At 62.7% G+C, this 22,014-nt stretch carries 21 protein-coding genes and 1 other RNA gene; 1 reads left to right on the top strand and 21 read right to left on the bottom strand.

What is annotated here, in order from left to right; all coding sequences use genetic code 11:
* Positions 1-107 precede the first annotated feature (107 nt).
* The 19 genes from ORD17_RS02980 to rnpB all read right to left on the bottom strand — a co-directional run bounded on the left by ORD17_RS02980 (position 108) and on the right by rnpB (position 19,070).
* Complete coding sequence (locus ORD17_RS02980) at positions 108-938, bottom strand: ferritin-like domain-containing protein (protein ID WP_308389418.1); 831 nt, start codon at positions 936-938, stop codon at positions 108-110.
* A gap of 171 nt (positions 939-1,109) precedes the next feature.
* On the bottom strand, positions 1,110-2,282 hold the full coding sequence (ftsZ, locus tag ORD17_RS02975) for a cell division protein FtsZ (protein ID WP_308389417.1): 1,173 nt from the start codon (positions 2,280-2,282) through the stop codon (positions 1,110-1,112).
* 38 nt (positions 2,283-2,320) lie between these two features.
* Complete coding sequence (gene ftsA / locus ORD17_RS02970; protein WP_308389416.1) at positions 2,321-3,601, bottom strand: cell division protein FtsA; 1,281 nt, start codon at positions 3,599-3,601, stop codon at positions 2,321-2,323.
* On the bottom strand, positions 3,598-4,467 hold the full coding sequence (locus ORD17_RS02965; protein ID WP_308389415.1) for a cell division protein FtsQ/DivIB: 870 nt from the start codon (positions 4,465-4,467) through the stop codon (positions 3,598-3,600). Before ORD17_RS02965 ends, ftsA begins: the two co-directional genes overlap by 4 nt.
* On the bottom strand, positions 4,461-5,399 hold the full coding sequence (locus ORD17_RS02960; RefSeq protein ID WP_308389414.1) for a D-alanine--D-alanine ligase: 939 nt from the start codon (positions 5,397-5,399) through the stop codon (positions 4,461-4,463). The genes ORD17_RS02965 and ORD17_RS02960 overlap by 7 nt, the downstream gene beginning before the upstream one ends.
* Complete coding sequence (murB, locus tag ORD17_RS02955; RefSeq protein ID WP_308389413.1) at positions 5,392-6,270, bottom strand: UDP-N-acetylmuramate dehydrogenase; 879 nt, start codon at positions 6,268-6,270, stop codon at positions 5,392-5,394. The genes ORD17_RS02960 and murB overlap by 8 nt, the downstream gene beginning before the upstream one ends.
* The gene (gene murC / locus ORD17_RS02950) at positions 6,267-7,664 is read right to left on the bottom strand and encodes a UDP-N-acetylmuramate--L-alanine ligase (RefSeq protein WP_308389412.1); all 1,398 of its coding nucleotides are present in this window, start codon (positions 7,662-7,664) and stop codon (positions 6,267-6,269) included. Before murC ends, murB begins: the two co-directional genes overlap by 4 nt.
* Entirely contained in the window at positions 7,657-8,730 is a 1,074-nt protein-coding gene (murG, locus tag ORD17_RS02945; RefSeq protein ID WP_308389411.1) for an undecaprenyldiphospho-muramoylpentapeptide beta-N-acetylglucosaminyltransferase, read from the bottom strand. Before murG ends, murC begins: the two co-directional genes overlap by 8 nt.
* Positions 8,723-9,904: a putative lipid II flippase FtsW gene (gene ftsW, locus ORD17_RS02940; RefSeq protein ID WP_308389410.1), complete on the bottom strand. Its 1,182-nt coding sequence runs from the start codon at positions 9,902-9,904 to the stop codon at positions 8,723-8,725. Before ftsW ends, murG begins: the two co-directional genes overlap by 8 nt.
* Positions 9,897-10,469, bottom strand: coding sequence for a glutamate ligase domain-containing protein (locus ORD17_RS02935; RefSeq protein WP_308389409.1), 573 nt, complete (start codon positions 10,467-10,469; stop codon positions 9,897-9,899). The genes ftsW and ORD17_RS02935 overlap by 8 nt, the downstream gene beginning before the upstream one ends.
* 38 nt (positions 10,470-10,507) lie before the next feature.
* Positions 10,508-11,254, bottom strand: coding sequence for a UDP-N-acetylmuramoyl-L-alanine--D-glutamate ligase (gene murD / locus ORD17_RS02930; RefSeq protein ID WP_308389408.1), 747 nt, complete (start codon positions 11,252-11,254; stop codon positions 10,508-10,510).
* A complete protein-coding gene (gene mraY / locus ORD17_RS02925; RefSeq protein WP_308389407.1) occupies positions 11,251-12,333 on the bottom strand; it encodes a phospho-N-acetylmuramoyl-pentapeptide-transferase in 1,083 nt (360 codons plus the stop codon). Before mraY ends, murD begins: the two co-directional genes overlap by 4 nt.
* Positions 12,334-13,683, bottom strand: a complete 1,350-nt coding sequence (gene murF, locus ORD17_RS02920) for a UDP-N-acetylmuramoyl-tripeptide--D-alanyl-D-alanine ligase (RefSeq protein ID WP_308389406.1) — start codon at positions 13,681-13,683, stop codon at positions 12,334-12,336. It lies immediately after the preceding gene.
* On the bottom strand, positions 13,680-15,122 hold the full coding sequence (locus ORD17_RS02915; RefSeq protein ID WP_308389405.1) for a UDP-N-acetylmuramoyl-L-alanyl-D-glutamate--2,6-diaminopimelate ligase: 1,443 nt from the start codon (positions 15,120-15,122) through the stop codon (positions 13,680-13,682). Before ORD17_RS02915 ends, murF begins: the two co-directional genes overlap by 4 nt.
* A complete protein-coding gene (locus ORD17_RS02910) occupies positions 15,109-16,851 on the bottom strand; it encodes a penicillin-binding protein 2 (protein WP_308389404.1) in 1,743 nt (580 codons plus the stop codon). The genes ORD17_RS02915 and ORD17_RS02910 overlap by 14 nt, the downstream gene beginning before the upstream one ends.
* On the bottom strand, positions 16,848-17,111 hold the full coding sequence (gene ftsL, locus ORD17_RS02905) for a cell division protein FtsL (protein WP_308389403.1): 264 nt from the start codon (positions 17,109-17,111) through the stop codon (positions 16,848-16,850). The genes ORD17_RS02910 and ftsL overlap by 4 nt, the downstream gene beginning before the upstream one ends.
* The gene (gene rsmH, locus ORD17_RS02900) at positions 17,101-18,054 is read right to left on the bottom strand and encodes a 16S rRNA (cytosine(1402)-N(4))-methyltransferase RsmH (protein ID WP_308389402.1); all 954 of its coding nucleotides are present in this window, start codon (positions 18,052-18,054) and stop codon (positions 17,101-17,103) included. Before rsmH ends, ftsL begins: the two co-directional genes overlap by 11 nt.
* Positions 18,051-18,503, bottom strand: a complete 453-nt coding sequence (mraZ, locus tag ORD17_RS02895) for a division/cell wall cluster transcriptional repressor MraZ (protein ID WP_308389401.1) — start codon at positions 18,501-18,503, stop codon at positions 18,051-18,053. Before mraZ ends, rsmH begins: the two co-directional genes overlap by 4 nt.
* Before the next feature lie 221 nt (positions 18,504-18,724).
* An RNA gene (gene rnpB, locus ORD17_RS02890) (RNase P RNA component class A) lies at positions 18,725-19,070 on the bottom strand.
* A 97-nt stretch (positions 19,071-19,167) separates the two neighbouring features.
* Here rnpB and ORD17_RS02885 point away from each other — a divergent pair.
* The gene (locus tag ORD17_RS02885; RefSeq protein ID WP_308389400.1) at positions 19,168-19,434 is read left to right on the top strand and encodes a hypothetical protein; all 267 of its coding nucleotides are present in this window, start codon (positions 19,168-19,170) and stop codon (positions 19,432-19,434) included.
* 14 nt (positions 19,435-19,448) lie between these two features.
* Here the strand turns inward: ORD17_RS02885 and ORD17_RS02880 are convergent, their stop codons facing one another.
* The gene (locus tag ORD17_RS02880; RefSeq protein WP_308389399.1) at positions 19,449-21,158 is read right to left on the bottom strand and encodes an AMP-dependent synthetase/ligase; all 1,710 of its coding nucleotides are present in this window, start codon (positions 21,156-21,158) and stop codon (positions 19,449-19,451) included.
* The gene (locus ORD17_RS02875; protein ID WP_308389398.1) at positions 21,158-21,778 is read right to left on the bottom strand and encodes a glutathione S-transferase N-terminal domain-containing protein; all 621 of its coding nucleotides are present in this window, start codon (positions 21,776-21,778) and stop codon (positions 21,158-21,160) included. The genes ORD17_RS02880 and ORD17_RS02875 overlap by 1 nt, the downstream gene beginning before the upstream one ends.
* Positions 21,779-22,014 lie beyond the last annotated feature (236 nt).

Here is a 22,014-nt window from a genome sequence, read left to right as displayed (position 1 = left end):
GCAGAGTAACCCTAAGCCAGATAGCAGGAACCATGCCGACCACAGCAACTTCGGAAAATCAGGGTGTTGCCAGCACCGCAGCAATCCCCTGTCGGGACCTGGCGACATCAGCCTGCCGACGCCGCCATTCGCTTGCGATACTGGCTCAGATCCTTGGCGCTGCGGATTGGTACCTCAAGGAGCGCCGACAGATTGCGTAAGATGCCGTTGACCACCTTGCCCTCCCAGATACTATCGAAATGAATTTGGGTATCTAGCCAACGTTCCAGCCAGCCGGGATCGGGCAGGTGACTCTGCACGCTGTCTTGGGGATACATTTCCTTGTTGACGTGTAGGTTAGTGGGGTGCAGGGCCTTTGCGGTCTTGGTATTGGCCATCAACACGCCGATCTTGGCAAAGGCCAAGCGGGCAGAATCCCCCAGACGCTCTACCGCACGGCGCATGTACTTGAGATAGATGCCGGCGTGACGCGCCTCATCCCGCGAGAGCGTCTCGTAAATGAACTTGATGACTGGCTCTTGATGCCACTCGGAGGCGGCCTTGTACCAATGCGTAAGACGAATTTCACCACAGAAATGCAGCATCAAGGTCTCCATTGCTGGCGCTGGATCGAACTCGAAGCGCACTTGGTGCAGTTCTTCCTCGGTAGGCAGGTATTCGGGCGCGAAGCGGCGCAGGTACTCCATGAGGACTAATGCGTGTTTCTGCTCTTCATAGAACCAGATCGACATGAAGGCCGAAAAATCCGAGTCGTCGCGGTTGTCGCGCAGAAACATCTCGGTGGCAGGCAGGGCAGACCACTCGGTAATGGCGTTCATCTTGATGGTTTGCAGATGCTCCGGGGTGACCTTGCTGGCGTCGAACTGATCCCACGGGATGTCCTTCTCCATGTTCCAGCGGGCGGCCTCCAGGGCACGGAACAACTCCGGGTATAACATGTTGCCACTCTCTCCACAAAACAGGGCGCATATGCGTCGCGGGACTACCTTCCTGTAGAACAGGACTACTTCTCATTCTACGGCAAAGTTGGGAGAAGGGAATACCCTTTCCAGAAATCTGTGAGGGGAGGGTAAAAAGCCCCGCCGAGGCGGGGCGATGGATAGGGCGGATCAGTCCGCCTGTCGGCGCAGGAAGGCCGGAATGTCGAGGTCGGCGTAATCTGCCACGGGGCGTGGGGCGCTGCGCTGGTCGGTGCCGGTTGCGGCAGATCGCATAGCCTGCTGGCGCAGGGCTGCGGGACGATCCAGCTGACGCCAATCGACGGCATTGGCGGGCGTGGTTACCTCCGGACGCAGACGGTTGTTTTCTACCGCCAGCCGCACGGGTTCGCGCTGCAGACCCGTGGCGACGACGGTGACGCGCATTTCCCCTTCCAGGTTTTCGTCGATCACGGTGCCTACCTTGACGTTGGCGTCGTCCGAGGCGTAGCTGCGGATCAGCTCACCGACTTCCTCGAATTCGCCCAGGGACAGGTCGTTGCCGGCAGTGATGTTGACGAGGATGCCGCGGGCACCGGAGAGGTTGATGTCGTCGAGCAGAGGGCTGCTGGCGGCACGATTGGCGGCATCGCGGGCGCGACTCTCACCGCGGGCGGCGGCAGTACCCATCATCGCCAGGCCCATACCCGACATCACCGTGCGGACGTCGGCAAAGTCGAGGTTCATCAGGCCTGGACGAGTGATCAGCTCGGAAATCCCCTGCACCGCACCCATCAAGACGTTGTCGGCAGCGAGATAGGCATCGCGCAGGCTGATCTGCTTGCCCAGCACTGCCAGCAGTTTTTCGTTGGGGATGATCACCAGCGAATCGACGTGCTGGGCCAGTTCATCGATGCCCGACAAGGCGTATTGCTGACGCTTCTTGCCTTCAAAATTGAAGGGTTTGGTGACCACGCCGACGGTCAGAATGCCCATGTCGCGGGCGATGGCGGCGACCACTGGTGCGGCACCAGTACCCGTCCCCCCACCCATGCCCGTGGTGATGAACAGCATGTCGGTGTTTTCGAGAACGCCCCGGATCTCTTCCCGGCATTCCTCCGCCGCCTTGCGACCGATCTCGGGGTTGGCCCCCGCGCCCAGACCCCGGGTCAGTTCGCTGCCAAGCTGCAGGGTGCGCTGGGCATGGGAGTTGCGTAAGGCCTGGGCATCGGTATTGGCGCTGATGAACTCCACGCCTTCCAGGCCGGTCAGGGCCATGTTGTTGATTGCGTTGCCGCCACCGCCGCCTACCCCGATGACCTTGATGACGGCTCCTTCCTGCTGCATTTCGTTCAGTTCAAACATTGTCGATTCCTCTCGCTGGATCTGTGGGACGGGGGGACTCAGCCGAAGCTGGTCTGTACCCAGTTGCGCAGTTTGCCGAAGACGCCGCCTATGGCCGCGGCGCGATGGCCTTCGTCTCGCACCGTGCTGGTGGCGGCAGCGGGTTGTTGCACCGGCTCGGCCTGGCCGGCCAGCCCGTTGTGCATGCCGTACATGACCAGGCCGACCCCGGTGGCATGCCAGGGGGCGCGAACTACGGTTTCCATCCCCGCCAGATGCATGGGTTCGCCGGTGCGCACCGGCAGGTGCAGGATCTCTTCGGCCAGTTCGGCCATGCCCTGCAGTCGGCTGGAGCCTCCAGTGAGCACGACGCCGGCGGCGACGAGGTCTTCGAAGCCGGTGCGACGTAGTTCGGCCTGAATGAGTTCAAAGAGTTCTCGCACACGCGGCTCGATGATGTCATTGAGCACGCGACGCGAGATGGTACGCGGGGGACGGGCGCCGACACTCGGCACGGGGATGTCGTCATCCTGTTCAATCAGGTCGCCGAGGGCGCAACCATAGAGCTTCTTGATCTGCTCTGCCTCGACGGGTGGGGTACGCAAGCCCAGGGCGATGTCGTTGGTGATCTGGTCGCCGGCAATGGGAATGACCGCCGTATGGCGCACGGCGCCATCGCGGAAGATGGCGATGTCGGTGGTACCGCCACCGATATCGACCAGGCAGACACCCAGTTCTTTTTCATCCGCTGTCAGCACGGCATCGGCCGAGGCCAGCTGTTCGAGTACCAGCCCCTGCACCTGCAATCCGCAGCGTTCCACGCACTTGGCAATATTTTGGGTGGCGCTGATGGCGCCGGTGACGATGTGCACCTGAGCTTCCAGTCGGACCCCCGACATGCCGATCGGCTCGCGCACCCCCTCTTGGCTGTCGATGGTGAATTCCTGGGGTAGCACGTGGATCACATTCTGGTCCTGCGGAATGACGATGGCGCGTGCGGCATCCATGACCCGACCGAGGTCGTCATTGCTGACTTCCTTGTTCTTGATGGCAACGATGCCATGGCTGTTGTAGCCGCGGATGTGCCCACCGGCAATGCCCACGACCGCGCCGTGGATCTGTACCCCGGCCATGAGCTCGGCTTCCTGCACCGCGCGGTTGATGGCCTGCACGGTGGATTCAATGTCGACGACCACCCCTTTTTTCAGGCCACGGGAGGGATGCTGGCCAACGCCGATGATTTCCGCCTCGCCCGTGGAGCGTGCTTGCGCCACGATGCAGGCGACCTTGGAGGTACCGATGTCCAAGCCAACGATGAGTTCCTGATTGCCGCGTTTCATTTTCTTTCACTCCTTGGGGCTGCCGGCCCCTCACTGACACTCGTAGAAGGCGCCTCAGGCAAGGCGACCGCGAAACCGTTGTTGTAGCGCAAATCCATGCTGGCGCCGGGCACCATATATTGTTGGATCTCCGGGACGACGCTGACCCAGCGTTGCACACCCTCCATGATCTTTTCTCGACCGAGGACCAAGCGGACCCCGTTACTGAGGATGCAACGCCAGCCACCGCGCGGATCGAGCTCCAGAGCGTGAACCTGCAGATGCACGGGCGCCAGGGCTTGGTCCAGCTTTTGCCGCTCCTGCAGCATCTCTAGCCCTGCATCAGCCGGACCAATGAGGGCGGGGAGCTGCTGCGGGATCTCGTCTGCGGGTACTGGATAGACTTTACCGTCTTTCCCCAGGACCTCGCCGGCGCTCCCCAGCCAGCGGGCTGCCGGCAGCACCGCCTGCAGGTCGATGTCGATGCGATCGGGCCAGACCCGGCGCACATCGGCACTGGCCACCCAGGGCACTTGCTGCAGGGCGTCGCGCACCTGGGTGAGATTCAACCAGAGAAACCCCTGCCCCAGGAATGGAGCAATGGCGCGATTGATTCGATACACCGGGATCTTGGGCGAAAGTCCTTCGATGTGGATGCTATCGATGGGCATCAGCGAGGGTTGGCGTACCCAGTTCCAGGCCTGCCAGGCGCCGAGGCCGAGGGCGAGCAACAGCCCCCCCGCGAGGGTTCCGCGTATGGTTTTGCCCCAGGGGAAGGGGCGACTGGGAGCACTGGCCGCGGCCGGTTTTTGCCTCTCTTGCGGTGGCGGCGCCTTGGCGACCGGTTCCCGCCGGTATCCTTGCAAATCGCGAATGGCACTTACCATGATTTAACTCCCTCCCCTGCGTCCAGGATACGCCTGCATAACTGGCCAAAACTCCAGCCGATGGCCTGTGCCGCCATGGGCACCAGACTGTGGCTGGTCATGCCTGGCACACTGTTGATTTCGAGCAGCGCCGGCGCTCCGCTCGTATCCAGTAAGAAATCCACCCGGCCCCAGCCGCTGCCACCGATTTCGCTAAAGGCCTGCAAGGCAAGATCCTGCAGTCGGCGATCGAGCGCATCGCCGAGCCCCGAGGGTAAGAGGTAGCGGGTGTCGTTGGCGATATATTTGGCGTGGTAATCGTAAAACTGACCGCTGGCCTCGATGACGATCGGTGGCAGGGCACGTCCGTGGACGATGGCGACGGTCACTTCCTTGCCACTGATGGCGGCTTCCACCAGCACTTCGCTGTCGTGGGCGAAGGCCGCGCCGAGGGCAGTTTCCAGCTCCTGCGCGTTGCCCACGCGACTGACGCCAATGCTGGATCCGCCGCGGTTGGGCTTGACGAAAAGCGGCCAGCCCCAGCCGGACAGACTGTCGGGCAGGGCGTCATCGGCATGCAGCAGGATGCCGCGGGTGGTGGGGAGGCCAGCGCTCTGCCAGAGACGTTTGCAGCGCCACTTGTCCATCGACAGGGCACTGGCGAGTACTCCGCTTCCGGTGTAGGGGATACCCAGGTTGTCCAGACTCGCCTGCAGATGTCCGTCTTCGCCGAAAGCGCCATGACAGACGTTGAAGGCCATGTCGATGGCCGCATCGTGCAGTTGCGCAGCAATGTTTTGCGGCTCGACGTCGATGCCGCAGGCGTCCAACCCGGCATCCTGAAGCGCCCTGAGTACCGCCGCACCACTGAGCCGGGAGACTTCTCGCTCCTCCGAGGGACCGCCGTAGAGTACGCCAATGCGCTGCGGTTTCGACATCCTGTGCTCAGTCATCAAAATCCTCCCCCAGCACGCGCATTTCTGGCCGCAACACGACGTCGAAGCGTTTCCGTACTGCTTCCTGCACCTCCACGACGAGGGCCTCGATGTCGCGCGCGCGCGCCTGTCCGCGATTGAGAATGAAATTGGCGTGTTGCGTGCTCACCTCGGCATCGCCGATCCGGCGTCCCTTGAGTCCTGCCGCCTCGATCAGACGCGCGGCGTAGTCGCCTGGAGGATTGCGGAAGACCGAGCCACAACTGGGCCAGGCCAGAGGCTGCGTTGCCGCCCGCTGATTTTGCCAGGCGCGCAGCTGCGCGCGCAGTGCCTCGGGCTCTCCCGAGGGCAAACGCAGGCCGGCGCGCACAAAACAGGCATCGCCCTGGCCGCGTACCGACCGGTAGCCCACCTGAAATGCCGCTGCCGGTCGACGCTCCAGCTCACCGTTGGGGTGGAGCAGTTCGACCCATTCCACCAGAGGCCAAGTCTCTCCACCATGGGCACCGGCATTCATTGCCAAGCAGCCGCCCAGGGTTCCCGGAATCCCAGCGAGAAATTCGGCGCCCGCCAGACCAGCGCGGGCGGCAAAATGCGCCAGTTTCACCGCGGATACTCCGGCCTCGACAACCAGTTCGCCATGCTCGCCGGTCGCCATCTGATCCAGACCATGGGCGAGGCAGACGACCGTCCCAGGGATTCCTCCATCGCGTACCAGGACGTTGCTGCCAAGGCCCAGCCAAGTGATCGGCCCGTAGGAAAAATTCCGCAAAAAGCCGACCAGATCCTCTATGGTGGCGGGTAAATAGAAACGCTCTGCTGCACCCCCTACCCGCCAGCTGCTGTGCCGGGCCAGAGATTCACCGAGGCGCAGACGACCCCCGATCATGCCTGCCTCCCCCCAGCAAAGACGGCATCCCACTGACCGGCAAGCTGGCTGATATTGCCCGCTCCCATACAGAGCAGCACCGCATTCTCCGGTAGCTGGGCAGGGATCTGTGCCGGCTGCTGCAGGGCGCTGGGGAGATGTATTGCATCGACTCCCTGCTGCTCTAGGGCTGCTACCAGACTGGCGCTGTCGGCGCCGCTGATGGGAGACTCACCGGCGGGATAGACATCGAGCAGAATGCTGCGGTCGGCTTGCGCCAATACCGCAACAAAGTCGGTGAAAAGGTCCCGGGTTCGGGTAAAGCGATGCGGCTGAAAGAGGAGTACCAAGGGGCGTTGCGGCCAGATCCGGCGCGCGGCGGCGATGGTAGCGGCCAGTTCCCGGGGATGGTGACCGTAGTCATCGACAATGGTGTGGCCCTGCCAGTCGCCGAGCAGCTCGAAGCGCCGCGCCACGCCACGGAACTCGGCCAAAGCTTCGGCGATGGTCTCTTGGTTGACTCCGACCTTGCTGGCGATACCGATGGCGGCCAGGGCATTGAGGACGTTGTGTTCGCCGGGAATGTTCAGTTGCAGGTCGAACCAATGTACCGCCTGGCCATCGACCCGGCGCCAGATTTCTATCTCGCTGCCCAAACCGCGATAGCGGATGTTGCGTGCCTGCAGGTCACTATCCTCGGCCAGCCCATACCCGAGTACTGGAGTGCGTAACTCCGGCAGCAGGCCGCGCACCATGGGCTCATCGGTACAGAGTACCGCCAGGCCATAGAACGGCAGGCGTTGCAGGAATTGCAGAAAGGCGGCGCGTAATTGCCCCATGGTATTACCGTAGGTTTCCATATGGTCGGCGTCGATATTGGTGACTACCGCCATCACCGGAGACAGGTACAGAAACGAGGCATCGGATTCGTCGGCCTCGGCCACCAGATATTCACCGCTGCCGAGGGCGGCGTGGGTCCCGGCGCTTTTCAGGCGCCCGCCAATGACAAAAGTGGGATCCAGGCCCGCCGCTCCGAGGATGCTTGCCACCAGACTGGTGGTGGTGGTCTTGCCGTGGGTACCGGCGATGGCGATCCCCTGCTTGAAGCGCATCAGTTCTGCCAGCATCTCCGCACGGCGGATGACGGGGATACGCTGTTCGCGGGCGGCGACGATCTCGGGGTTATCAGCGGGGATGGCAGAGGAGACGACCACCACATCTGCGCCGCGCACATTGGCTGCTGCATGACCACTGAAGATGCTCGCGCCCAAATCACTGAGGCGCAGGGTTGCCGGACCAGGACGCAGATCGGAGCCGGAGACGGCGTAGCCCAGATTGAGCAAGACCTCGGCAATCCCCCGCATACCGGCACCGCCGATGCCCACCAGATGGATTTGTCGTACCCAGTTACGCATGTGCCATTCCTCCGCAGGCATCGGCGACATCCGCCGCGGCGTTGACCCGCGCCTGGCGGCGGGCCGCCTCGGCCCAGCGTAGTCGTAGCGACGGATCCTCGAGCAGCGGCAACAGAATACGGTGTAGTTGCGCCGCGTCGAGCCCCTCCTGACGCAGCATGCGACCGGCTCCGGCATCTTCCAGAAAGCGGGCATTGGCCGCCTGGTGATCATCCACGGCATAAGGAAAGGGGATCAGGAGACTCCCGAGGCCGGCGGCGCAGAGCTCAGCCACCGTCGCTGCGCCGGCCCGGCAAATTGCCAGATCGGCCCAGCCGAGGGCCTCGGCCATATCGTCGATGAAGGCATCGACCCGTGCGCTGACGCCTGCGGCCCGGTAGGCCGCCTGGGTCTTTTGCAGATGCGCTTTGCCACACTGATGCCAGATTTCCGGGCGTTGCTCTGGCGATAACTTGGCCAAGGCGGCAGAACAGATCTCGTTCAGGACCTGAGCTCCCTGGCTACCTCCCATGACCAGGACACGCGCCTTCCCGGTGCGTCGCGCAAAGCGGAGATCTGGTGCCGGCAGGGCGGCAATCTCCGCCCGCACCGGATTGCCCACCCAGCGGGCTTTCCTGAGCCCGGTATCGGGAAAACCGGCAAAGACCTCGGCTGCGAATGGCGCCAGCAAGCGATTGGCCAGTCCGGGAATGGCATTTTGTTCGTGCAGGCAGAGGCGCCGACCCAGGCTCCAGGCGGCAATCCCGGCAGGGGCCGAGACGTAGCCCCCCATGCCCAACACGGCTTGCGCATCGCACGCGCGCAAGATGCGCCGGGCCTGCAGTGTCGCTCGCCCCAGGCGCCAAGGAGCGCTGAGCCAGCGTTTCCAACCCTTGCCACGCAGACCCTGCATGTCCAGTTGGTGTAGAGGATAGCCAGCGGCGGGAACCAAATGCTGTTCCATGCCTTGCGCCGTGCCAATCCAGTCGACGGCGACGCCTCGCGCACGCAACTCCCGCGCCACGGAAAGGGCGGGGAAAATATGGCCGCCGGTGCCGCCGGCAGCAATGACGACGCCCCTAGCCATGCGCCACCTCCTCTGCCTTTGCCTGCTGCACCTTCGCCTGTTTGGCAAGCGGCGGATAGCGACGGCTTACCGCGAGCACCACCCCCAGGGTGGCGCAGAGGAAAACCAGGGCGCTGCCGCCATAACTGATCAGAGGCAGGGCAAAGCCTTTGGTCGGCAGGGCCCCCAAGTTGACGCCCATGGACATCACTGCCTCGCCCCCAAACCAGACCAGGGTGCCGTAACAGAACAGGGCATAAAAGGCGTCACCGGCGGCCGCGGCGCGGCGGCCAATGCGATAGATGCGCCAACAGGCCACCGCATAGAGGAGGATCAGGGCCCAGATACCGATCATGCCCAGTTCTTCGCCGATCACCGCCGGAATGAAGTCGGTGTAGGACTCCGGCAGGTAGAAATACTTCATGATGCCGTTGCCCAGTCCCACCCCAAACACACCGCCGCGACCGAAGGCGATCAGCGATTGCACCAATTGAAAGCCGCTACCGTAGGGATCGGCCCAGGGGTTGGAAAAAGAGGTGATGCGGGCAAGGCGATAGGGAGCGGATACGGCAAGTACCCCCAGAGCCGTACCGGAGGCGATGCCGGCAATGAGCACGTAGCGCATCGGCAACCCACCCAGGAAAAGTAATGTGCCAGTGATCGCCACGACCATGAAAAAGGAGCCAAAGTCGGGCTGCAAAAGTAGCAGCACGCCCAAAATGAAAAGCAGGATGAAGATTGGCCACAGACCGTCCTTGAAGCTGCCGAGCAACGCTCCTTTCCGCACCACATAGCGGGCCATGAACAGGAGCAAGGCAAACTTCAGTAGCTCTGAGGGTTGCAGGCGGACGATGAGAAAATTGATCCAGCGGTGCGAGCCATTCACTCCCACGCCGATGATCGGCACAAAGACGATCAGAAGAGCGATGAGAGAGATGCCCATGAGCGGAAAGGTCATTCGTTCCCAGAATTCCAGCTCGATGCGGCTGATGTAGTACATCCCTGCGAGTCCGAGGATGGCGTAGAGCACCTGTCGCTCGGCAAAAAAGAGGGGGTTGCCGGTTTCCTGTTGGGCGACCGGAGCGCTAGCGGAATAGACCATTACCAAGCCAAAACAGATCAGGATGATCAGGATCCACCACAGCAACGTATCGGCCTTGCCGTTTTCCGCCAACCACCAATTGGGCCTACGCATGGGCAGCTCCGGCCAGGGCATGGACGGCAGCGGCAAATTGCTGTCCGCGGTCATGATAGTCCTGGAACATGTCGAGGCTGGCACAGGCAGGGGAGAGCAGTACTTGATCGCCAGATCGGGCGAGGGCCGCGGCCTGACGCACGCATTCTTGCATGCCGCCTCTTCCGGTACGGCGGATGGGCAGCTTGCCAGCGAGGATTCCCGCCAGTTCCTCTTCTGCCGTGCCCAGAAGCACGGCGCCGCGCTGCCCGACGCAGGCCGCAGCCAGTGGCGTAAGGTCAGCACCCTTGGCGTCGCCTCCCAGAATCAACACCAGTGGTCCGGCGAGCGCCTCGATGGCACGCAGGCTCGCGCCGAGATTGGTACCCTTGGAATCATCGAAATAATCGACCCCATCTACCGATGCTACCCACTGCAAACGATGCGGCAGACCGGTGAAATTCTGCAGAGCCTGCCGGATGGCCGTCTGCGGAATCCCCGCCGCCTGTGCCAGAAGTGCCGCCGCTAAGGCGTTCTCCTGATTATGGAGTCCGGGAATACGGAGCGCACTGACGGGCAGGAGCATCTTGCCATCGATGACGATTTGCGCGTCGACGATCTCGCCTACGGCACCGGGGCCGAAGCGGCGTAATGAGAGCTCCGAAGAAAGGTTGGGGGAGGCGTTTGCAGCTCCGCATCCTGACTGGGCAGCACCAGGGTGTCCCCAGCGCCCATGCACCGGGCGATGCGCCATTTAGCAGCGACATAGCTGGCGAAATCGCCATGCCAGTCGAGATGATCAGGGCTGATATTGAGGATGGTCGCGGCGCGTGGGCGCAGGCTCTCACAGTATTCCAGTTGGAAGCTGGACAACTCGAGGACGTAGAGCTCGGGTTCCGGATCTCCTTCCTCCGCCAGCAGGTCCAACGCCGGCGTCCCGAGATTGCCCCCCACCGCCACCTGCAGCCCCGCCGCTTGCGCCATCTCGCCGACCAGGGTGGTGACGGTGCTCTTGCCATTGCTGCCGGTGATGGCAATGACGGGCGCCTCTGCGCATTGGGCGAAGAGTTCGATGTCGCCCCAGAGCGGAATCCCCGCGCGCCGCGCAGCCGCCAGGGCCGGCGTCATGGGCGACAGTCCCGGGCTGCACAGCACGCGCTCATAAGGCAAAAAGGCATCCTCTGGCCAGTCGCCAAAATGGATATGGACTCCCGGATAGCGTTCCCGCCAGGCTTGGGCGTCCAGTGTTGCACGGGTATCCCACAAAGAGCACTGGGCCCCCCGTGCCAAGGCAAAGCGCAACAGGGACTCTCCGGTCTTGCCGGCTCCGGCTATTGCCACCCTGCGTTCTCGCCAGTCGATCTTCTTCATCGGATTTTCAGGCTCGAAAGGCCAATCAAGACCAGGATCACGGTAATGATCCAAAAACGCACTGCCACCCGTGGTTCCGGCCATCCTTTCTTTTCGTAGTGATGATGCAAGGGAGCCATGCGGAAAACGCGTTTGCCGGTCAGGCGGAAGGATGTGACCTGGATCATCACGGAGAGAGTCTCGACCACGAAGACTCCACCCATGATCACCAGCACCAGCTCCTGCCGGGCGACGATGGCGACAATGGCCAGGGCCGCGCCCAGGGCCAGGGCGCCGGTATCGCCCATGAAAACCTCGGCGGGGTAGGTGTTGAACCACAGAAAACCCAGCCCCGCGCCGACCAAGGCGCCACAGAAGATGATCAACTGGCCCGCGCCAGGGACGAAGGGAACCTCCAAATAATTGGCAAAGACGGCATTGCCTGCCACATAACTGAAGATGCCCAGCGCCCCAGCCACCATCACGGTGGGCACAATGGCGAGACCGTCGAGACCATCGGTGAGGTTGACGGCATTGGAGGTGCCGACGATGACGAAGTAGCTGAAGACGATGAAGCCGATGCCCAGCGGAATCAGCACATGCGGGACGAAAGGCACGATCAGGCTGTGGGGTACGCTCCCCTGGCCCCAGATGTACAGGGCGGTGGCGGCGGCGATGGCGAAAAGCGACTGTAAGCCATATTTGCCGCGGGCTGAAAGTCCCTTGCTGTTCTTCCGGCGCAATTTGCGCCAATCATCGATGAAACCCACAGTGCCAAAAGCAAGGGTCGTCAGCATGGCGATCCATACCATGGGGTTGCCGAGATCGGACCAGAGCAGAGTGGTCAAGAGCACGACCAGCAGAATCAGGGCGCCGCCCATAGTCGGGGTGCCCTGCTTGCTCAGATGGCTCTCCGGTCCATCACTGCGCACCATCTGTCCGATTTTGTACTGGCGCAGACGGGAAATGACGATGGGGCCCAGACCCAGAGATAAGACCAGGGCGGTGAGGATGCTCAGGACCCCGCGCAGGGTCAGGTAAGAGAAGACGTGAAAGCCGTGGTAGACACTCTGTAGCTGGAGCAGAAGATAGTAGAGCATTCAGCTAGCCTCCTGCCGCAGGGCAGCGACCGCCCGTTCCATATGGGCGGCACGAGAACCCTTCACCAGCACCGTGACGTCGCTCGCCAGTCGTGGCTGCAGGGCGGCAACGAGGGCGCCGATATCGGCAAAGTGGCTGGCGCCGCTGCCGAAGGCGTCCACCGCTGCCGCGCTCAGGGGACCGGTGGCAAAGAGCCCGTCGATGCCCAACTCCCGCAGACGTTTCCCTGCCTGGGCGTGATAACTGCGTGCCTCCGGGCCCAGTTCAGCCATATCCCCCAACACCAGAAAACGTCGGCCCGGCTGTTGCGCCAGCACCTGCATCGCCGCCTCCAGGCTCGCCGGGTTCGCATTATAGCTATCGTCCAGGAGACGGCTGCCCTGCCGCCCCGCGACCCACTGCAGGCGTCCGGAGACGCCACGCAGCTGGGCGACGCTACGCACGATCGCGGCGATGGGAGTGTCGAGAGCCAGGGCCGCGGTGACCGCCGCCAGGACATTGGCACCGTTATGCCGGCCAGGCAGGGGGATTTGCAGGTCAAAGCTTCCCTGCGGCGCCCGTACCTGCATCTCCCCGCCCGTCGCACTCGCCCGCCAGCTGCCGCGCACACGCGCTGGCTGGTCTTCCAGGCTGAAACGCCAAACTTCACCCGGTGCTTGGGCCGCCCAGTCCGCACAAAAGCGGTCATCAGCGTTGAGCACGGCGATGCCATGGGCGCCCAATCCTTCGAGGATTTCTCCCTTGGCCGCGGCAATGGCCTCCACCGTCCCCAGATTTTCCAGGTGCGCCGTGCCGGCATTGTTGATGATCGCCAGGTCGGGTGCCGCAATACGGCTCAATGCCCGAATTTCGCCGGCGTGGTTCATGCCCATTTCCACCACCGCATAGCGATCCGTCGGACGGAGACGCGCCAGAGTCAAGGGCACGCCGATGTGGTTGTTGAGATTGCCCTGGGTGGCGATGCCCGGTCCGGTCTCCTGCAGGATTGCCGCCAGGATTTCCTTGACGGTGGTCTTACCGCAGGAGCCGGTGACGCCGATGATCTTGGCAGGACAAGCTTGGCGCCAGGCAGCGGCCAGGTCTTGCAACGCCTGCAGGGTATCGGGGACCAGGACCCCGGGCTCGGCTACCGCCCTGCTGACGAGTACTGCCGCTGCACCGTTGCTGCGTGCCTGGCCGACAAAGTCATGGGCATCGAAATGCGGTCCGGAGAGCGCAACGAAAAGCGAATCGGCTGGCGTGCTGCGACTATCGGTGCTGAGCCCGCGAATGCGCAGCTCTGCCGGGCTACCGGGAAGGACTTTCCCGCGACAGATCTTGGCGACTTCCCGGAGACTCAGCTCGATCATTGGCGTAATGCCTCCTCTGCGTGCTGTGCGTCCGCAAAGGGCTGTTTCTGCCCGCCGCGATCCTGATAGCTTTCGTGGCCTTTCCCGGCGATCAGCACCCAGTCGCCGGGCTGCGCTTCGGCGATGGCCAGCCGGATGGCGCGCGCCCGATCATGTTCTACGACCGCCCGACCGGCCGGGATCCCGGCCAGAATCTCGGTGGTGATCTGCTCCGGGTCTTCCCTGCGTGGGTTGTCGTCGGTGACGATCACCCGATCCGCCAGACGCGCGGCGATGGCGCCCATCTGCGACCGCTTGCCGCGGTCGCGGTCACCGCCGCAACCAAAGACCACCGTGATCTTCCCTTTGGCGATAGCACGCAGGTCTTGCAGGACGGCATCCAGGGCATCGGGGGTATGGGCGTAGTCGATCATCACCCGTCCCTTGCCTGGCACTGCCGGCAGACACTGGTAGCGTCCGGCCGGCAGGTCGAGGCGGGCAATCTGCTCGTCATCGAGCTCCCAGCCGAGGGCCGTCGCGCAGGCCAGTGCCGCCAGCAGATTGTAGGTGTTGCTGCGCCCGAGCAGAGGACTGCGCAGCCGACGTCTGCCCTGGGGCGTATCCAGCTCCAGCAGCGTACCGCTGGCACCCGGATGGTAGTCGCGCACGGCAATGGCACCCGCGCCGAATCCATAGTCCAGAATCTCGACCCGCGCGGCAATTTTTTGTCGCAGTTGCTCAGTGAAGGGATCATTGGCGTTGAGGATGGCATATTGCAGTTCCGGCATCTGAAAGAGCTGCGCCTTGGCCGCGCCATAGCTGGCCATGTCGCCGTGAAAGTCGAGGTGATCCTGGGTGAGGTTGGTGAAGACGGCGACGTGGAAGGGGACCGCGGCCACCCGCCCCAGGGCAAGGGCGTGGGAGGAGACTTCCATACTGACCGTCTGCGCCCCGGCGGCACGTGCTGCGACCAGCAGGCGCCACAACTCGACCGCCTCGGGGGTGGTGTTGGGCAGTGCCTGCAGCGCATCCACCGGCCCATGGCCGAGGGTGCCGATGATCTGTGCCGGCGCCGGCGCCAGTTGGGCGATCAGCCGTGTCACACTACTCTTGCCATTGGTCCCGGTCACCCCGATGAGCTGGGGGCTTGCGTCCGCATCCCAGCGGTGGTGGCGGCGCAAGGCCAGCCCCAGGAGCGCGCGGGCATCGGGGCGCGACCATACCGGACCGGCGTCGGTTGCTGTAAACCCTTCCTGCTCCGCTTCGACGATGGCAGCGACGGCACCCGCCTGCCAGGCATCGGGCAGAAAATGCGCAGCGGATCCATGGCGCGTGTTCAGGGCGACAAAGAGCCCACCATCGCGCAGGCGGCGGCTGTCGCTGTCGATGCCGGTAATCGGAATGGCTCGTGCAGGCTGCAATTCCGGGAGGAGCTGGTCGAGGGTGTCAATGTTGGACATCACCCGCTCCTTCTGCCCAGCGCTGCTGTTCGGCAAGGCTCCGTGGGCGAATGGCCTGGGCAGTCCCTCCCTGGGGCGGAATGCCGGCGTTGCGCAAGGCCACGCTCATGGTGCTGCGAAAGACGGGTGCCGCGACGACACCGCCATAGCGCCACCCTTGGGTAGGATCACGCACTGTCACGGCCATGACGAAGCGCGGATTCTGCGCCGGCGCAAAGCCGACGAAGCTGGTATTGACCTGATGCCGGTGAAAACCACCCTTGCCGTTGGCCATGGCCGCCGTGCCGGTCTTTCCGGCTACCGTGTAGCCGGGGATGGCCGCGAGAAAGCCGGTACCCCCCGGGGCGACGACCCCGGCCAGCCACTTGCGCAGATCGGCGGCGGTGCTGGCCGACATTACCTGCCGCTCGTTGCTTCGCTGTCCCAACAGCAAATGCGGTGTGACGTAGACGCCATCATTGGCGATTGCCGCATAGGCCGCGGCCAGTTGCAGGGTATTCACCGAGATGCCATAGCCGTAGGCGATCGCGGCATGCGCTGCTGGTCCCCATTGTTGATCGGCAGGCAGGCGGCCCGCGCTCTCGCCGGGCAACCCCAAGCCCACGGATTGCCCGAACCCAGCGCGGCTGAGCAAGCCATAGAGATCTGGCGCCGGGGTACGCAGCGCAATCTTTGCTGCACCGATGTTGCTGGAGTATTTGAGAATTTGGCCGATGTCGAGGGTGCCGTGCCGGGCGTCGTCCTGAATGCAATAATTGGCGACACGAAAGCAGTTGGTATTCACATCGAAGTGGCTAGTGGCCTGAATACTGCCGCTATCCAGAGCGGCGGCAACGGCAAAGGGTTTCATTACGGACCCGGGTTCGAAGGTATGGGTGATGGCGCGATCCGTGGCACCGGCGGGATCATAGTGCTCCCGATCGTTGGGATTGCTCGCCGGATAGTTGACCATTGCCAGTATGGCACCACTGTGGGCATCGAGGAGGACGGCTGAGCCGGAGCGCGCGGCAAAACGCTGCACGGCAGCCGCCAGCGCCGTGTAGGCGGCATACTGCAGGCGGCGATCGATCGTCAGGGTCAGGGGCTGGCCGGAGTGGCTGATATGTTCCGGGGCGCTGGACAGCAAGTGGCCGTGATTGTCGCGCAGAACTTCGCGCTGGCCAGCTCGGCTGCGCAGGACGTGATCATAGGCCAGTTCCAAGCCTTCACTACCAACTCCTTCGATATTGGTAAAACCCAGCAACGGACCAGTGATCTGCCCGCTGGGATAGAAGCGTCGGTACTCCTGCATTTCATGCAGCCCGGGGATGCCCAAGGCGAGCGCCCGTGCGGCCAGTTGCGGGTCGATCTGCCGAAGCAGATAGGCAAAGGCGCTACCGCTGTGTTGCAGGCGTTTACCAATCTCTGCTGGCGATATTCCCAAGACCTTGGCCAGCTCTGGCCAGCGCGCCTGCTGTTGCGCAAAAACCTTGGGGTCTACCCAGAGGGTGCTGCTGGGCACGGACAACGCCAGGGCTCGGCCATCGCGATCGAAGATCTCCCCGCGCGCTGGCGCTGGCAGTGGCAGTTGCCGCTGGTAGCGCTGCTGACCCTGGGCGCGCAGGAAACCGCTCTGCTCCACCTGGGTCTGCCAGGACTGGTAGAGAATGGCGCAAAATCCAGCGCCCAGCATCCCGAAGATCAGACGCGGTCGCCAAACCGGCAGGGGCGCTTGTGCCAGCGTGCTCACTGTGACTTCACCATGATGATCTGGCTGTTTTTCGGCGCCTCGAGCCCCAGCTTTTGGTGGGCGATGTCGCCAACACGAGTATCGGAGGCCAACGTTGCCTGCTCCAGCTGCAACTGCCCCCAACGGTTGTTGAGGCTGAAGATACGATTTTGCAGTGCCTGCAGATGGATGAATTGCGCCCGGCTGCTTTCCCGGGCGGCGACAATGCCAAACAAGGTCAGCGTGATCAGGATGACAAGAATGATCGTACTACGACGCATGGCGAAACTCCGGATTCTTGCTCGCCGCACGCAGTACCGCCGAGCGGGCACGAGGGTTGTGAGCGATTTCGGCTTCTTGGGCGCGTATGGCGGGGCTGATCTCCACCCACGGATGGGCGGGCAACTCCGCCGCACGCAACGGCAGGCGAGGATCGGGACGCGCTTCTTGCGCACGGAAAAAATGCTTGACCAGACGGTCTTCGAGGGAATGAAAGCTGATGATCGCCAGTCTGCCACCGGGGCGCAGGGCAACCAAAGCCTGGGGCAGGAAACGCTGCAGTTGGCCGAGTTCGTCATTTACCTGGATGCGAATCGCCTGGAAGCTGCGGGTGGCGGGGTGGATGCCTTTGCCTACGGGGAGCAGGTCCGCGATCAGCTCCGCGAGCTCGCGCGTGCGCAGCAGAGGTCTTTCCGCGCGTCGCGCGATGATCGCCTTGGCGATCCGCGTTGCCGCCCGCTCCTCGCCATACTCCTGTAGTACGCGCCGCAAATCGCGAAACTCCACTTGCGCCAGCCACTCGGCAGCAGACAGCCCCTGACTGGGGTCCATGCGCATGTCCAGTGGACCGTCGCGCAAAAAACTAAAGCCACGCTCGGCCTCATCCAGTTGTGGCGATGATACGCCCAGGTCGGCGAGGATCGCGTCCACCCGTCCGAGCCAGCCGCGTGCCACCAGCAATTGCGCCAGGGCGTCGAAGGGTGCTTGCACCAGATCCACGCGCGGATCGTCGGCAAAGCGTTTGGCAAGCGACTGAATGGCCGCCGGATCGCGATCGAAGATACAGAGCCGATCATCGACTTCCAGTTGTGCCAGGAGCAGGGCGCTGTGGCCGCCCCGTCCTCCGGTGACGTCCACCAGGCGTCGCGGCCCTGGGGCCTGCCAGACCGGTTGCAGCGCCGCAAGCACTTCCTTCGGCAGTACCGGCTGGTGAGCGCCGCTCATAGCCGCAACTCCCCAAGGCCGGCGAGCAGGTCTTCGTCAAGGGACAGAGACTGCTGTTGCTGCCAGAGCTCTGCATCCCAGATCTCGAACTTGCCGACTTGCCCCACTAGCACGACGTCGCGCTCGATCTGCGCATATTGCCGCAGATTGGCGGACAGGAGGATGCGGGACTGATTGTCGAGACGGAGTTCTTCCGAGTGGCCGATGAAGAGGCGCTGGAAGCGGCGGGTGCTGGCCTGGGTGCTGGGAAGATCGGCTACCTGCCGTTCGACTTCCTCCCAGCGGGGCAGGGGATAGGCCCAGAGGCAGCGCTCGGCAGCTTCGTTGGTGGGGTTGATGGTGAGCACGATCTGCCCGTCGCACAGGGCGTTGAGCTGGTCACGAAAGCGCGCCGGCACGCTGAGACGTCCCTTGCTGTCTAGAGTATGACAATGCGTGCCGCGAAACATGACCGGGTGGCTCTCCGTTTTTTACCACTTTGCCCCACTTCTTCCCACATCGACAAGGTTAAGGATCGGTCTTGTTTGTGTCAAGGCAAAAAGACTTATATTTTCTGTATCTTAGCGATTCCTGAAGTGATTTTCGTGCGACTTCTGAGGAAAAGTCGACAAGCATCTAAATTTACGTGGATTTTTTGCCTAGATGGCGAGAACGACTGGTCAGTGGGGAAAAGTGGAGTGAGTCGATAAGCCGGGTTCTGTCGTGGACGACCATTCCTCTAGGCCGACCCTTACGAGCCGGCTCCAGCAACCTACCCGCGCACGCTGCGGGCCACAGCCTGGTGCGCCTATTTGGTCTTGCTCCGGACGGGGTTTACCCTGCCACTCCCGTTACCGGGAGCGCGGTGCGCTCTTACCGCACCTTTTCACCCTTACCGGCGTTTGCACGCTTGGGCGGTATGTTTTCTGTGGCACTTTCCGTAGACTCACGCCTCCCGGCCGTTAGCCGGCGTCCTGCCCTGTGGAGCCCGGACTTTCCTCCCCGGATCGCTCCGCGGCGGTCGTCTGACTCACTCCACGGCGCACTATACGCACTTTGCTGCGCGGTACAACTCCGCGTCCCACTGGACGGGTACTATACTCAAAACACAAGTTGATGCGAGGAGGGACTGCCATGATCGATGACAAATTTCTGGATGAAGCGCGCGAACTGCCGTCGGTGACCCCCATAGAGCGGGTGGTGGCGTGGTCGGTGTTTCGCAGCAAGGACGCGGCGCGACAATTGCTGGAGCATGTCCATCTGGCGCCAGGTCAGGCGCTGGTGGGCGGGCATGGCAAGGACAGCGTGGCGGAGTATTGGTGGGTAGGGGTGCAGGTGCAGAATTTGGAAGCCTGGGGCCACAGCGCCTCAGTACACAAACATGGGCGCATGGGCGACTAGCCTGCAGCGCTGGATCAGCGCTGCAGGGCGGTGAGCTCTGCGGCGTAGCGTTCGGCGACCCGGCGCCGTTTCACCTTCAGGGTGGGTGTGAGGGTGCCGGCGCTTTCACTCAAAGGTTCACGCAAGATGGCGAAGCGCCGCACCTGCTCAAAGCTCGGCAGGCCATGCAGGGCGTGATCGACGGCTTGGCGGAGGGCCTGTTCGAGCTGCCGTGCATCGGGATTTTCCCCCAAAGTGTCGCGCACGATCTCCGGATCGGGGTAGAGCAACGCGATCAGGTAGGGAAGATGATCGCCGAAGACGACTGCTTGGGAAATGAGCGGCTGGCTGCACAGGCGCATCTCGATTTTTTGTGGCGCGATGTTTTCCCCGGCACTGTTGACGATGATCTCTTTTTTGCGCTCGGTGAGGTGCAAATATCCATCGGCATCCAGTTCGCCCACGTCACCGGTGTGTAACCAGCCCTCCACGATGGTCTCGTGGGTTGCGGTGTCGTTGTTCCAGTAGCCCTGCATGATGGAAGGACCACGGACGAGGATCTCGCCATCCTCGGCAATGCGCAGCTCGATATTGGGCAAGGGCTTACCCACGCTTCCCGGATGAATGGCGTGCAGTGGGTTGGCGGCGATGACCGGGCTCGCCTCCGTCATGCCATAGCCTTCGAGAATGGGTAAGCCGAGCTGCAGAAAAAACCGGGCAATGGCCGGGTCCAGAGCGGCGCCGCCGGAGACGAAGTATTGCAGCCGTCCTCCAAGCTTCTTGCGCAGCCGTTTGCGCAGCAGATAACTGCTCACCGCCTGTTGCCAATTCGCCCGCGCCTGTCCTTCTAGCCCCATGCCTTGGCGCAGAAATTTCCCCAGCCAGTCATGTCGATCATTGAGGGTCCGCAAAGTGCGATCGTAGAGCACTTGAAAAATGCGTGGAACGGCAATCAACAGATCGGGACGGGTGACGGCCAGATCGCGCAGCACGGTATCGGGCCGTTCGGCATAGGCGGTCTCCAGACCCAGGAGATAACCGCCAAAATGGCCGGTGGCACGTTCAAAGACATGACTGAGGGGTAAGACGGAAAGGAGTCGTTGCCCAGCGCGTAACGGTACCAGGTGCAAAAAGCCCTCGATGTTGCTGAGAAAGTTTCCGTGACTCAGCATGACGCCCTTGGGCCAGCCAGTGGTGCCCGAGGTATAGACGATGCTGGCGAGGTCTTGCCGACGCAACGGCTCTGCAGGGACCGCCGGTGACGCCTCCCCATCACCTCCCAAGGTGTCCAAGTCTTTCCAAGTGGCCATCCCCATCGCGGGCTCCTGCAGAAAGACATGGCTGGGCGCGACCCCCCAGGCCGCGGGCTCCAGACGGTTATAGATCTCCCCATTCTGCAGCAGGATCAGGCTGGGGCTGCAGTCACCGAGAACATAGTGAATTTCGCGTGCCCCAAGGCTCGCATAGAGCGGCACGGTAACCGCGCCAATGCTGAGAATGGCAAAATCGAGAATGGCCCAATCGACGGAATTGGCAGCCATGAGCAGAACCCGGTGCCCGCGGCGGATGCCCAGACGGGATAGCGCCCGCGCCCGGCGTCGCACGGTTTCCGCGAAGTCGGCGGCGCGCAGGGGAAGTAACTGCTCCCCCACCCGCTGCCAGGCGATATTTCCGCTGGGATCGCGCTGGCAACGGGCGAAGAGCCCGGCCGCGAGGTGATCGAGACCGGTTACCGAAAGTGCCATCAGCGCAGCGCTTTTTCTGCCGGGGTCAGGCTACGCTGGAAGCTTTCCAGAGCAAAAATCTGTTCCGCATAATCTCGGGTAGCCTTGGCCCCCTTGGGAATCTCGATGCCGAGACTTGGCAAGCGCCACAGCAGTGGTGCCAAGGCGCAGTCGGCGATGGACAGCTCATCACCAAAAAGGTAGCGTTGCTGGCTGAACAGGGTGCTGAGCTGAGCCAGGGAACGACGCAAGGAATCCTTGGCGGCGACTTTGTCCTGCTCGCTGTATCCAGGTCGGAATAAGGGGTTGAACCAGTCGCGATCAAATTGCATCAGTCCCACCCGGACGCGCGCGCGCGAGATGGGGTCGACGGGGATCAGGGGAGGGTGGGGAAAGCGCTCGTCGAGATATTCGATGATCAAGAAGGATTCGATGACGGCCAGGTCACGGTCCACCAGGGTGGGTACCTCGCCGTAGGGATTCAGTGCGAAGAGGTCTTCCGGCTTGTCAGCGAAGTCGATATCGACTACCTGATACTCCATGGCCTTCTCTTCCAGTACGAAGCGAACGCGATGGGCAAAGACGCAGTCCTGCGCAGAATACAGCGTCATCAGGGTCTTCTTGTTGCTCGGTGTTGCCATGCAAGGGTCCTCAAAATATCTAGTGGAATGTTTCGCCGCAGTGTTGGAATGATGAGTGTATCAGAACGTGTGGAGGAATGGGTGGGGAATCGTGAATGGATGTCAAATGTGATTGCGCGGCCCTGAGGGGTGGCGTTACACTGGCGCGACAGAAGAAAGTTGTAACTTCGCAACAGTCGTTGTATCGTTAGCTCTAGTGAAACGTGGGAGGGCGATCCCGGCGATCGCAAAAAGGT

Origin of the sequence: Acidithiobacillus sp. AMEEHan (genome assembly GCF_030996345.1) — a bacterium.
Lineage (GTDB): Bacteria > Pseudomonadota > Gammaproteobacteria > Acidithiobacillales > Acidithiobacillaceae > Igneacidithiobacillus.
This window is presented reverse-complemented; position numbering and strand designations above follow the sequence as displayed.